The sequence below is a fragment of the Vibrio sp. D431a genome, from assembly GCF_030248655.1.
GTDB lineage: Bacteria > Pseudomonadota > Gammaproteobacteria > Enterobacterales > Vibrionaceae > Vibrio > Vibrio alginolyticus.
In genome coordinates, this window is the sequence record NZ_JAHGAP010000003.1 from 39,127 (window position 1) to 52,886 (window position 13,760).

The 13,760-nt window shown below is 38.3% G+C and carries 11 protein-coding genes; 8 read left to right on the plus strand and 3 right to left on the minus strand.

Annotated elements, in window-relative coordinates; genetic code table 11:
- Positions 1-111 precede the first annotated feature (111 nt).
- The gene (locus KJB35_RS04430; protein ID WP_285469298.1) at positions 112-1,050 is read right to left on the minus strand and encodes a CNNM domain-containing protein; all 939 of its coding nucleotides are present in this window, start codon (positions 1,048-1,050) and stop codon (positions 112-114) included.
- A gap of 123 nt (positions 1,051-1,173) precedes the next feature.
- On the opposite strand from KJB35_RS04430, the gene KJB35_RS04435 reads away from it, so the two are divergent.
- The gene (locus KJB35_RS04435; RefSeq protein WP_285469299.1) at positions 1,174-3,639 is read left to right on the plus strand and encodes a Helicase associated domain protein; all 2,466 of its coding nucleotides are present in this window, start codon (positions 1,174-1,176) and stop codon (positions 3,637-3,639) included.
- A 119-nt stretch (positions 3,640-3,758) separates the two neighbouring features.
- On the opposite strand, the gene KJB35_RS04440 is transcribed toward KJB35_RS04435, so the two are convergent.
- Complete coding sequence (locus tag KJB35_RS04440; RefSeq protein WP_285469300.1) at positions 3,759-5,252, minus strand: hypothetical protein; 1,494 nt, start codon at positions 5,250-5,252, stop codon at positions 3,759-3,761.
- Positions 5,253-5,277: 25 nt separating this feature from the next.
- Here KJB35_RS04440 and KJB35_RS04445 point away from each other — a divergent pair, with 25 nt between their 5' ends.
- The 7 genes from KJB35_RS04445 (at position 5,278) to KJB35_RS04475 (ending at position 11,787) form a co-directional block, all read left to right on the plus strand.
- Entirely contained in the window at positions 5,278-6,060 is a 783-nt protein-coding gene (locus KJB35_RS04445; RefSeq protein ID WP_285469301.1) for a hypothetical protein, read from the plus strand.
- On the plus strand, positions 6,053-7,123 hold the full coding sequence (locus tag KJB35_RS04450; RefSeq protein WP_285469302.1) for a hypothetical protein: 1,071 nt from the start codon (positions 6,053-6,055) through the stop codon (positions 7,121-7,123). The genes KJB35_RS04445 and KJB35_RS04450 overlap by 8 nt, the downstream gene beginning before the upstream one ends.
- 128 nt (positions 7,124-7,251) lie before the next feature.
- Positions 7,252-8,232 carry a hypothetical protein gene (locus KJB35_RS04455; protein WP_285469303.1) on the plus strand — a complete coding sequence of 327 codons (981 nt, stop codon included), beginning with the start codon at positions 7,252-7,254 and terminating at the stop codon, positions 8,230-8,232.
- Between the two features lie 11 nt (positions 8,233-8,243).
- Positions 8,244-9,227: a hypothetical protein gene (locus tag KJB35_RS04460; RefSeq protein WP_285469304.1), complete on the plus strand. Its 984-nt coding sequence runs from the start codon at positions 8,244-8,246 to the stop codon at positions 9,225-9,227.
- 35 nt (positions 9,228-9,262) lie between these two features.
- Complete coding sequence (gene ung, locus KJB35_RS04465; RefSeq protein ID WP_285469305.1) at positions 9,263-9,982, plus strand: uracil-DNA glycosylase; 720 nt, start codon at positions 9,263-9,265, stop codon at positions 9,980-9,982.
- 95 nt (positions 9,983-10,077) lie between these two features.
- Positions 10,078-10,710, plus strand: a complete 633-nt coding sequence (locus KJB35_RS04470) for a Bax inhibitor-1 family protein (RefSeq protein WP_285469306.1) — start codon at positions 10,078-10,080, stop codon at positions 10,708-10,710.
- Positions 10,711-10,875: 165 nt separating this feature from the next.
- Complete coding sequence (locus KJB35_RS04475; RefSeq protein WP_285469307.1) at positions 10,876-11,787, plus strand: hypothetical protein; 912 nt, start codon at positions 10,876-10,878, stop codon at positions 11,785-11,787.
- A 73-nt stretch (positions 11,788-11,860) separates the two neighbouring features.
- On the opposite strand, the gene KJB35_RS04480 is transcribed toward KJB35_RS04475, so the two are convergent.
- Positions 11,861-13,309: a hypothetical protein gene (locus KJB35_RS04480; protein WP_285469308.1), complete on the minus strand. Its 1,449-nt coding sequence runs from the start codon at positions 13,307-13,309 to the stop codon at positions 11,861-11,863.
- Positions 13,310-13,760 lie beyond the last annotated feature (451 nt).

The window sequence follows — 13,760 nt, forward strand, 5'->3', positions numbered from 1 at the left end:
TGCGCAGGTTGGCTTATGCAAATACTTCTACAAACATAAACTCCCCAAAGACCATAACAAAAGACTTTAGGGAGCTGGTGGGGGCAGGGCTAAGTTTGATGCTGGTGGATGTTATTGAAGAAGATGCTCAATTACATTTGACAATGTAATGACACCAATCATTTCGTTGTCCTCTGATAAGACCACGCCCATATGCGTAGGACTCCTAAATAGTTTTGACAAGAGTTCGCCTAAAGCACAATTCGACGAAATATTAGTGATTGGATGAACATGGTCACTTACCATTTTTTCTTTCTCGCTTCTTGTATGGGCAGCTAGGAGTTCACCAACTAAAACTACACCAACTGGCAAACCAGCTCTGTTTACAGCGACAAGTCTCTTATATTTTGAGTCTAAAAGGATTGGGAGTACATCTTCGATAGATACTGACAAGGGCAATGTCATCACGCTCCCATCTTTCACTACAAAACTATCTGCTGTTTGATTCCTTAGGCTAAATAGATTTCCAACCAATTTACCTTCAGAACAACCGAATAAACCTTCCTTTGTCGCTTCACTAACAATGGCTTTAACCTCATGTTCTGTAAGCTGTTTAGCATCAGATTTTCCGCCAATTATTAACTCCATGAGTATGGTCACAGGTCTTAGCACGAATGTTAAGAAAAGCATTGGTAGTGCAAGAAACCTAGCCACCTTCTCAGGATACTGACTTGCGAAAACCTTTGGTTTAGCCTCAGCAAAAAGCAACATAAACAGGGATAGGCAACCTACAAAAATACCATATTCAGTTCCATGAAAGACCTTTGATGCGATAACACCAACCCACATACTGCCAGCGAGATTAACACCCGTATTCATCATTATTATTGTGCTGAGAACTTGGCTGCGTTTCTCATGTAATTTTATTAGGTGGTTAGCACCATATAACTTTTGTTTTACCAAGTTGCACGCTTTAAAACGACTAAAGCCAACAATTGATGCTTCTGCAAGACTAAGAAGCATTGATAGAAATGCGATCGAAAGTGATACACAAATTAGATACGTAAACATTTTCCTTCAAAGATACATGTTTTAGAAAACAACATAAACATAATTCGCGACTCGGTTGCTCAATTAAATCTAAAAAGAAACAATCTTAGTAATAGTGCTACGTTAATTTTGCAGGATTAAATTTTGTCTGCCAAATACTCAAATCAGATTCATGAAATAAGGCGACTACTTAAGTCCTCAAAGCTGTCTTCCAAAGATTTAAAAGCTTTCGTTGAATATCAAGAAACTTCAATAAAAGGACTTGTGTTTGAATTGCTTTTAGAAGAGCTGTACTCAGGCAATGGTTGGTTAGCAAAAAGAGTTGGTGGAGCAAATGATGGTGGCGCAGATATACTATTGTATCACCCTAAATCTCCAGACCAATGCGCATTTATCATTCAAGGAAAAAACACCTTGAAACCACTTGGGTATCACGAGTGCAGAAGTGAAATACTAAAGTTCGAGCATGATGCCTCTAGGCGATACAAATGCTCTAACTACAAAATCATATCTGTGAACGGATACGCACAAAAGTGCGCGTCTCTTAGCGATTTTACGACTGAACTATGTGATTGGGATACCATCACAAGGTTGATTGAGCATTATGGCGAGCGCAAGCAACCATCAATTGAATTAAAAAACCACAACAGCATTACAGCTAAGAAGGTTGTTAAAGCATTTAAAACATCGAACTTCGTATCAGTAGTCCAACCGACAGGAACAGGCAAAAGATATGTAGCCTCTCGACTGATTTGCGAAGCGTACGAAAACGATAAGACTCTGTTTTTGGCACCTAACAATCATATCCTTAACCAAATGGAGTCGACTATACCGTGGCAAGAAAACGTTCTGTATTCTACATATGCTGGACTTAATGAATCTTTGATTCAAGGCGCTAAATTCGATTTGATTGTACTCGATGAATTCCACAGGGCTGGGGCATCAACTTGGCGGAACAGTGTAGATCGTCTGATTGAGCATAATAAGTCAGCCAAAATCCTTGGAACGACCGCGACTCCAATACGTTACCTAGACCAAGCAAGAGATATGGTTGATGAACTCTTTAAAGGTAACTGTGTTTCTACCATAACACTAGCTGAGTCAATGGCAAAAGGAATAATAAACACTCCCAAATATGTAATAGGAATCAACAATTTTGAAAGTTTTACTCAGAAATTAAAAAATGAAGATGCCAAGAAGAAGCTTAGGTTAAGCTGGCAAAACACTGGCGATGTTGCAGCAATCTTAAACAAGCACTTAAAACAACTCTCAGGCAAGTACATAGTTTTCTGTGAAGATATAAACCACCTCAATGACTCAAAAGCACATTTGATGAACTGGTTCAATGAGGCTTCAAGGAAGAGAGGAGAGTTTACTAAAGTAAATCTTTTTGAGGTTCATTCAAGTCAGAGTCTTGCTCAGAATAGAAAGACAATCTCAAAATTTGAGTCCATCGGCAATAGCTCGGATGTAAACATCATTCTTGCAGTAAACATGCTAAACGAAGGACTTCATGTTAAGGGATTAGATCGAGCTATACTATTAAGAAAAACAATCTCTCCAATTATTTTTTTACAGCAAATAGGTCGTGTTTTGAGTGCTGACACGTCGAAGTCACCAGTAATTTTCGATTTTGTGAGCAATATGGACTCACTGAAAGGCGTGTACAACTTAGTATCAGAAACTGAAAGTGAATCCAAACGATACAATTCAATAAGAAGCCTCCACGGTCTAACACCAGTTGAATGTGGATTTAGGCTTTATGATGAGACAAAAGACATCGTAGAAGAATTAAAACGCTTATGCATACGGAATGGTAGCTTTGAAAGCTCTGTTGAATTGCTAACTAAGTACATAGTTAACACCGGAAACAAAAGAACAATAATCCATAACACTGAGTGTGGTATAGATTTAGGTCGCTTTGTTTCTCGAACTAGAAGACGATTCCTGAAAGGGGAACTCAGCCCTGAACAAAAAGCATTATTCGAATCATCGGGTGCGATTCTTGACGTGTGGCTCGATGATTTAAAACAAGTGTTAGAATACTGCAAAAACAATGAAGGCATTCCACCCAATAAGAATGTATACGGAGCAAATGGGTTAAACCTAGGCGGTTGGTACAAAAATAACTTAAATCACTTAAAGAGTGGTTCGTTAAAGGAGTATCAAGCAGAACTACTAAAGAAGCATGGTTTCGACAAATCCATTACAGAGATAAAGTTTGATAAGAAGCTTAAGCTAGCCATTGCTCAAAAAAACAAGCATGGCATTAACTCCAAATCTGTAACACCTTGTGGAATCCATATCGGTAAGTGGCTCAGAGAACAGAGAACTCTATACTCGAAAGGGAAGTTAACAAAAGAAAAATGGGACTTAATCACATCCAATAACCTTATAGCTTTGACGCAAAATGAACTATGGGAGCAAAAGTGCAAGAGTCTGAAAGAATTCATTCAAGAGCATGGTCACAACAAAGTCCCTGCAAACTTCACCACTAAAGATGGGCAGAAGCTGGGCGGTTGGTTACGTGATAATAAAAGAAAAATGAAAAATGGTGTCCTTAAAAAGAGCAGAGCATTGGATTTGCAGAGTTATGGGATATTTTCTTAGAGTGCCTACTATAAGGTTCTTTTAAAGTTTGCCGCCTCAACCTTCAGTTAACGATAAGGCTTAGCAAAAAAATGCCCCAAGACGAGGCAAGGGGCTAAATCGATAAGTCAGAAGATCACCTAACCTTTGATGTAGGTGATTTTTATCCCTTGAGAAACAAGGTTAGGCTCTATCAAGCGGCTAAAAAGATTAATGTCTGCATGATCACTATGGATGTACACGATTTCAGGTTCAAAATCTTTGTTGAAAGCTACCAAAGCAGCTTCAAAATTCTCTAGCAAAGACATACTAGATGAATTCAGAATCTTATGAACCTCATCAAGATCGACTAGACTTGCAATCTTTATATTTGGAAAGATGTAGTGTTGACCATTGGTAACATCTTTCATAAAACGTTCTCTAACCGCTTTATTGTTTAGAACCTTGCCATCTAACAACTTGGTGTTCGATTTTGACCTATAAACCGCTCCGTGAGACAGATGCTCCAGAGCCCAATGATTTATTGAGAACTCATCGAACGTTCTAACATCACCGTCCCAGTCAACTGTGAATGAATCAACAACATCTGGATTAAAGAAGAATGTTGAGTCAAAAGCATCTTCTGGCTCTTCTTTCATTAAAGCGATACCGCCCTCTGGCAACATGTAAAGACGTTCTGTTTCATTATCTGAACACAATCTTACCTTAGGATAAACTCCATCCTTTTTGCGCGGAATAACTCCTTTTCTGTAATGAAACCCACCACGAACTAACTCGCGAGCAACCACCTTAGGGTCGCCATCATCACCAACCACGCCAGCTGCAAACTGATATGTATTAAAGTTAAATTGGCTTGTAGCTTTGTAAACCTCAAGAGCTTTCTCAACTACCTTGGTCGCGAGTTCTGAAAACCCACCTCGTGACGCTAAGAACCTTGAGAGAAGTGAATCAGGATCGACTGGGTAAGCTATGGCAAAGTTTTCGTCCGCAGCTTGTTCAATTTTCGAGTTTAACTCGGAAACAACTCTCAGAATTCGTTCCTCAACCATCTTGGCTATACTAAAAACAATATGAGTAGAGGAACAAAACTCACACTTACAACCATCTTTAGGAGCGTGCTTACAGCTAGGACACTCATCTTCAATCATAGAACCATTTAGCACTTGATCTAAGCTCACCAAATAGTCTGAAGAAGACTCGCACATAGGGCAGTGTACCGTAATTGGAAATTTAATTTTTTCCAACTCAAAGAGTTTGTGTTTTTCAATTATGTCTTTGCCGCCATCCCTTAACGCAACTAAGCCAGCAACTTTTTCAAGTTGATTCTTAGGAACTTCGTCAAAGATTTTTTTTATAACAGAATCTCGACCTGTAAGTACTTTGTTTTTTGAAAGGTATTTGATAATTTTATCATTAACAACGTCACCCCACTCAAATGAAACGTCGTCGAAAAATCGTTCTAAGTGTGATTCATCCTTACTATTTGAATCAATACCGACAGAACCGATAGTTCTGTATTTTACATCTTGCTCTAAGCTGCTGATAAATTTTGAAACATATGTAAGCCCATCACTTTCCTCACTTATGATCGTTGCAATATCAGCATCTGCCGTTGAAAACCACTCATTTTGCATTTTATATTTTTAGTAAATTATACAAATGAACACAGAATCGCTTCAAGTGCGCAAAGATTTATACTCACTAATTAGCAGCATCAGAAGTAATGCAGCATCCACTAATTTAGTGATGCTTAATGATGATCCATCAGACTTCACTACAGATGTCGTCGAACTCATGAAAAAGTTTCGTGACATAACAAATTCCGAACTAATAACCCTCACTCAAGAGGCCACCAAAAGCTTTGAAGTTCATCAACTTAAGCAAAAAGCAAGCATTGAGACTTTACTTAATGCACAACAAAAAGAGGGGGATAAGGCTCTCAACTCGATATTTGCAAAAATCCGCATGGATAATATTAAGTCTAAATCTAGGTTTAGGTATTTCTTGGAAAAACTTGCGAAAGGAACAAGAGATGAAAATTTAGCACCATTAAATAGAGTTGAGTTAAAACCTTTATCGGATATAGTTGATGATACAGATACGGATAATCTTTTAATAATTTTATTTTTTTGTGAAGCTAATCTGAAAAAATTATCTAAAACTAAAATCTGTGACATGTCATTTGAGCAATACAAAAATCTTGAATTACTATCAATAAACTACGCTAATATAATCTCAGAATTATCAAGTCTAATTGACAAGCATAGGTTTTATCTAAATGACAACGTTAATCTAATAGTTTCAAGAGACAAGTCATTATATTTGTATAATGATGCAATCTTGCAAGAAGATATTAATACTAAGGAGTTGCTAGAATTAGCGTCTGATTTAATTCCATTTAAAAAAACACTAGACACGGATGAAATAACTATAGATGATTAAAAACTTAAAGCCGAAATTATTTACAACCGCAATAATTAGTGGATTCACAATTGTTGCACCTATGTCAGTTTTCGCCAAATCTATTAATACACCTATAGAATTCTTCATAGACAAGGAAGTTTTGTCTGATTACACGAAAGATGAAGTGTACAAGAAGGTCTTTTCTTTAGTTGAACACAACAACGAAGCTCTAAGAGAAACTGGTATTAGAAGAACCGTATCATCGATAGAATTTTTAGAGTCAAAAAACTCTTTCAAAGACCCCGAGTTAGAGTTACATGCATTACTATCGAAACGAGAAAATCATGCAAATGTCTTCAAACTGTTCTTTGAAGACAAGTTACCATACGACACATTAAGAGCCCAAAAGAAGCGATCTAGCACAAAATATCCAGCTTACAGAGTGTTTATGGGTCTTCAGCGTAAACCTGTGAACAGCTGTGGAGCTGCACCTGAACCAACAAAAGATTACACACTACCTGACTCAGAAAGGGTGGCTGTTCTGTCATTTGATATCCATGGACAGTGTTCTGCTGAATGGTTATTAGCACATGAACTAGGGCACATAGATGGTCTTAAGCATATATCAAATAAGTGCAACAACAACTCAATGAATATAATGGCACCATCAATAGACAGAAGTGAAAGATTATTCTTTGCGGGAGACACTAGTTGCATAGGTGCGAATAATGACTATATTATAAAATACAAGCAATTAGGTGATGATTTAGATAAATATTCTGTACGCAAGAAACCACTCAATTTTCATAATATAGATCAACCTTATACAACTGATAACATTCGATTTGTTTCAGATAGTAAGTCAACCCTTTCACTTTTATTTGATATAAGACATAACAGCAGAATTACGAAAAGAGTTTTTCCAAAAATCAGCTACTTGTCATACAAGGATGGTTATATAGTAAGAAAAATTACAAAATTACATCCCGTTACGCTGTCACCGCGAAGGAAAGTACAGACAGTAGTTGTTGAATTTTCTGACAATGACCTTGCTCAGGCTTTTCTTTCATTAGAAAAGGGGGAAGGCAGTATTATATTCTAGATTAGTCAGCAAAGATGAAATTTCCATATAAATAGTATTGTCAATATTGTACTTTTTGCTAATATAACCCTGAAATTAATAACGCTTATAAAACAAGTTTAGTAAGAAGCAGTGAGCTAGAATAATTCATGAAGAAATCTATACAAAAAGCCTTATCAAGACTTACTGGGCATGAACAATTTATATTGCTGCTTCAAATCCTAAACTTCCCTCAAGTTAATATTAAAAATGCTTCTGGGTTAGAAGGTGATATTTATGAAAAGATCCATAATTTATTTAATAGCCCTAAGAAACTTAAAGGCATATTGGACGAAAAAGAGCTAAATCCTGCCAATCTTAGCGGAGACCTCTTTCTACACCTACATTATCTAGTGAACGCTCATCTTAGAGTGCCTAGTCCAAAGGTTGATGAAATACAGCCCAAACTCACCATACATGTACAAAAGGGTCTAAAACGTGTAATTGGCGAGCAATTAGTCAAGTCGTTCTATGAAGAGATGTGTGGTGTCCCAGTCGAAGTAATCGCTGTTCCAAACGACAAAATATTCGAAACATTCGACACAAAAACGTATCTTGGAAGCATCTCAATCACGAGTAACGCACTTAAGAAACACTCAAAAGGTGACGCTGTAACCATTAATCTTCTAAACTATGACCGAATTTTTATAGCCCACCCACAATCTAGTGTGTTCGAGATACCTGATAAAGATAGGTCTCTCACTACATGGAAAGATCATAAGTTCTTTTGGATGGCCGATATCGAACCGGAAGAATCAGAGATTTATGAATACTTTACTTCACTAGGGCATCCTCACGAAGAAGTGATGAAAATATTTGGAGATAGGGCGCTTAGTCTAGATGAAGCACAAGAGCGCCTTCTTCATGATGACGGGGTTTTTATTTCATCACAAGCATTTATCAAACCTGTCGGTGGAAAAAGGCTTGTTTGTAAACCTCTAGAGGTTGAACTAGCAAAAATCTCCCATTACGGAACAGTACAGTACTGCTTTCCTCGAACTAAATTATCTGCGTCATACTGGCCTATGGTCGCCAGAGCTACGTTGACTTCATTTTTGAATGAACGAAGAAGATACACTGGCTGTTGCTAACGGAATGATCAATGAAGAAAATCGAACTTTATAATGCAATCGATAACCTCACTGGTATCGAGAAGACGATACTATTCCTACTTATCCTCGGTTTTAAACAAGAGCGAATAGCAACATTTTTGAACGTTGACTTTAATATATACGAGCGAGTTCGCTCAATCTTCAACGCCAAGTCCAAACTTGGCGGTAGATTCAAACTACATGAAATGACACCGTCTCAAGTGGGAAAGGAAGTGATTACAAAGCTTCATTACTACGTAAATGGCTCATTACTTTTAGAAGATCCCGAAATTGAAGCTCCAAAAAAAATGAAGCTGCGCGTACCGCCTTTAGTCGACATGATGATTGGTGACCGCTTTAAGCCACTGTTTAGCGAATTAATGCCTGATGTCGAGATAGAGATCGAAGTTAGACCCATGACATCTATCATTGATGACTTAGATGAGGACGATTGCATTGGTGCTCTTTACGTTCCAAACCATGATACGCTAAGTAAGGACAAAGATGACTACGTGTCTATTGAAGTTATGGATTTCGAGAGGGTATTTCTTGCGCATCCAGACAATCCGATTTTCCAACAAACTCAAAGCAGCTTAGATGTTTTCAAAGACCACAAGTTTTTATACATCGTATTGAACGAACCCATGTATTCTGATGTATACATCAGCTTTCGTGAATTTGGCTACTCTCATGAAGAAGCGATGAGTATGTTCTCAGAGCCCGTGAATTCAATTCAGGAAGCTAAAGACCGCCTCAAGAATCAAAATGAAATCTTCGTTGGCACCAGAGCTATAATGAAAAAGCTCGGCGCGAAACCTTTTCTATGTAACGCACTCAGCCGAACAGTTTTTAGGACGCCAGAAATAAGCACATTTCGATACGAATTCACTAACAATAAGGTGACACCAGTATACTGGCCTTATGTAGCTTCAATACTTCGTGACGCTCTTGGTCGAGAAAGGAAATTTTTTGGAAGAGGTATGGCACGACCGTGATATGATCAACCAAAAGGTAACTAATTGGACTTCAAATGCTTTTAGATGAATTTCGAAAAATACACCCTAGCTGGTATTCTATACTCCAAGATCAACAAGAGCTCCTTAAGTCAATAGAGAGCAAGGTTCAAAAACAATCTCAAGGCAAGCTGATCCTGCCAGAACCTCAAAACATCTTTCGTGCCTTGAAAGATTCAAACTTCGATGATTTATGCGCAGTAGTTGTAGGTCAAGACCCATACCATCAGACACCTGAGTTGCCTGACGGCTCTGTAACACCACAAGCTATGGGATTGGCTTTTTCTGTTCCAGAAGGCATTAAACCACCTCCTTCCTTGAAGAATATCTATAAAGAGCTTTCGTCTTCATTCATTGACTTCAGGCCACCAACTCATGGTGACTTAAGTAAATGGACTGATAGGGTTCTTCTTCTCAATACAGCGCTAACAGTGGAACACAGCAATGCTGGGGCGCACTCAAAAACAGGTTGGAGTGATTTCACTTCAGCTGTTATCGAAAAATTAATCCAAAGAGAAAAGCCACTTGTGTTCCTTGCTTGGGGGAAACATGCTCATAAAGTAGTTTCAAAAGCAGAAGGAACCCAGCACTTAGTTATTAAAACGTCCCATCCAAGTCCTTTGGGTGCAACCAAATCTGGTAATGACTTTGTTTCATTCATTGGTTCACAATGCTTTAAAACTACAAATGATTTTCTATCTGCAAATGGGCTAAAAGAGATCGACTGGACTTTGTAGGTTCAATATAGGTCTCATATTGAGACCTTTTTTAATGTTTTTTGGTGGGTAGATAAACACCAATAGGATTTGTACAATTTCAGAAAATAATCTGTATGTACAACAACCAATTAAAAGTCGTTTCAAGATCCACTTTTAACATTTATTTAAGCTTACTTGTGCTCGCCACTTTCGCAGTTTACTTTTCTGTTGGCTTTTCTCTCGACCCAACAATCATTACGGACATTGGCTTCATCCCACTGATGGCTGGAAGCTTATTAACAATGATAGTTGCCGTCTTCATGTGTAACATGATTGGTAATATCCCAATCCAACTTACCGGATTGTTCTTGTTAGGCTCCATTATGGGCGCGATAAGCTCTCCATGGCTAGCAATGGTCGACAAAAGCATACTTGTCGAAGCAGGGGGGTTAACACTCATAGCTGCCGCAATAATGTCGGTACTTTCAGCTATATACCCCAACTTTTTTATAAGAATCCGTGGAATTCTAATGGCTGCTTTGATTGCCCTAATCTTAGTATCAATCGCTAGCATTTTCTTGTTCGAAATGGACATGACTATGTACCATTTTGCGGCACTGATTATCTTCTTAGGATTCCTAGGCTATGACTTTGTTCAAGCAAGATCTCTTGAACCAACTATTTCCAATGCAATAGTGCTTGCCGCAAGCTTGTTCATCGACTTATTAAACATCTTGAGGCACATTTACGAACTACTCGAAGATTAACCTCTAAATAGGGCTGCAATTGGCAGCCTTTTTTACGTCATAAAACCCAGCCTAAACACTAACCTATAAGCAACTTCTCCCATTTAATATTGTAAAAGGCATTGAAATATAGGATAAAAAGCCCATATATCTAATGACTTAGCAATAATGCTACATGGAGATCAGATGAGAGTTTTAACGAAAGTGGCGCTTGGGGCGTTAATCAACCGTAGTCCTAAAGGGATAAATATGTTTCTTGAAGAGAAACATATGCAATATTTAAGTGGTGAAGTAATTGGGTCACCACAAGTATGGGATTCAGAATTCCTACATTACAACCATGGAGCCCCTTGTGAAATCGAGTTATGGCTTAAACAGTTTGGGATTGAGAAAGGCTTTGATCCAGCAGCTAAGTACGTTGTAGCGTCTGTTCTCGATCTTGTTGTGAAGTTCATGAAAGACGCAAAGGAAAAGTTCTTTGAAAGAGACGGGGGCATATTCAAAAGAAGCCTTCACGAGAATGCATTCGAAACCAACATCGATGGACTCTACCAGATACTTCTAAAAGGCAAGCCTAGTGAGATCATTCAAGGTTACCACGATGAACACAAAAATCTTAAAATGTACGTCTCGAAAGATGAAATTGATCTCAACACATTTGAATCACCAATTGAATCAAGTTACGTAATGGATTTACACCTGCCAGACGCATCCGCTGAGGTTGAAGAGGAAATCTCCATTTTTAAGGGAATGAAGGTTGATTACCACGGAGATATGACATCAGTTGGTAGTGCAGGGGTGATCACTAAGTTCAAAATAGATTCTAAAGGAGCTGAAGCAAAGCAGGCAGCATACATGACTCTTTATGCTTGCGGAGCTGTTGCAGAACCAATTCCAAAGCGCACCAGACGCATCGAAGTGATAGATGGAAACTACTTCGTGTACATCACGTTTAACGACCAACTAGCATTTGCAGTTGAAATAGAACCTACAGACTTTATTGAGGGCGAGGGTGAAGTTCAATTCTACGAATCTAAAGAGCCAAGTCTAGTTTACCCTGAGAACTGCACAACAATTGAAGAATTGTACAATCTATAATGACATCTGTTCGCAGTGAGAGCGTGCGTCATTAACATAAATGCAAAACCCGCAGAACTATGCGGGTTTTTTCTTACATCCTTGGTGTGTTAAACCTAGTTTTCTCGAATGAGTTATCTTGAGAAACACTTGCCTTATCAACCGACTGCTTCAACGAATCAATAAAGTTAGGGACGTTCTCTCCATTATCTTTGCTCGTTAATTCGAGGCCAATATTCTCTAAATGACGTAACTTTGAAACGTGCATTGCACAAAGGCTCTTACAATGGTGGAATGGCATTTCTGCATCGCTAGTATAATCCTTGAATCCTTTTCTATTGACTACTTGAATGTCTCCACCACGAAGTGTCGTTCTCATACCTTTTAAGTGTTGATATGCAGAGAGAGTCGACCTTGATCTGAGACTCTCTGGGTAATTTTGACAATAAGCAACCAGTGCATCTTTGAAAATCTGCTGTTCTTTATTTTTTGCTTTGAAATCTAACAAAGACTCATAAATTTCGTCATTTTCATCGCTCCGTTTCATATAGCAAGTCAGCAACCTAAGAGCAAAGTTCATCAACCTATCTTTTGCCACGAGAACAATATCGCCCTTTGATACTCCATTTTTGGACAAACGCTCTACTTGCTCGACCATAGATAAAAGAGTCGCAGTCCTTGAGTTTGAATATGCGTGTTCTTCACGAACATGAGCAACTACATCACCAGAGGCTGTGTTATAGGCTAGAGAGCCCGAAATGTAACGACTTGCAAAAACATTAGGAGTTTCTGCAACAACAACGTGTTTATCGAACCCAGATTTTAATGGGATCGATAGATCATAGGGAAGGGTGGAGCACTCCGACGAAACATCAACCTTTACGTTGTCATAAGTGTACTTGGAAATGAACTCATTTAGATTTGGTACGTGCACCTCTCTAAATCTTTCCATGTGTGGGACTCTTTCCAAGGTTTTGTCTACCAGTTTCTTCATAGAGTCAACGTGATAAAAATCAGAGATACGAACTCTTTTAACAGGTACACTATCGACTGAAACAGATAAGTACGCAGCTAAAGAATCATCTAGACCAACAACTTCAATTCTAGCAATAGCGTTAGATGCTTGTTTGTTCACATACATTTCTTCAGCTCTCGACCTCCATGCCTCTCTAGCTGCCTTTCTATAATCCTTAGATACATAAGGCTTAACAGATAGAGATTTACGAGCCATGTTCGCTGTCAGAAAGTCCGTGCTTAACATTAAGTCATCACTAATTAAATGTGCAGGTAACTGCTTAAATAGCGTAGGCGTAACAACAAGATTTGCATTACGGTCGGGATATTTATTCTTACAATGCTTAACTAACTCCACACCTTTGTGATAAGCCTGAGAAAGCGACTCCTCGTTGTCTAAATCTAAAGGGGACTGCGCATTCCAAAGCTCTGTCTCTTTTCCTTTGTAGTCCCAAACGATTGAAAATAGAGCATTCTTGCTTGAACGATCATAATCAACAACAACCCGAAGACCTTCTTCTCTAGGCACTTCATCAAACTGATTTAGAACCAGAGATCTACCGTGAGCGGCTAAGAGCTTATCTTTAGTTATAACATCACCATTTGAAGATTGTTCGTGTCAGACACTGCGTAGAGTAGTTGATTTGTCGCTTTGTCGACATCTAAGTATAAAATTGTAGCCATAAATCAGTCATTTATTATAAGTATATGAAAATATTATAGTGCGTAAAATTACCACATATCCACGTAAATGCTAATAGAAAATTATTCAGCTACATTTGACTTGAGAACCCGGAAACAAAAATCCTTTTCGTAGCATCGGTACTGGTAAATTAAACAGCGATCGCCAATTACGGTAGATACCTTAATGTGTGTACTTGGGTTCGTGAGTTTCAAGAGACTTGACGGAAGGTGACCGAACAATCACGCTTAGAACTATATTCCTTATTATTGAACTTGAACAATATTATATCCTCAAA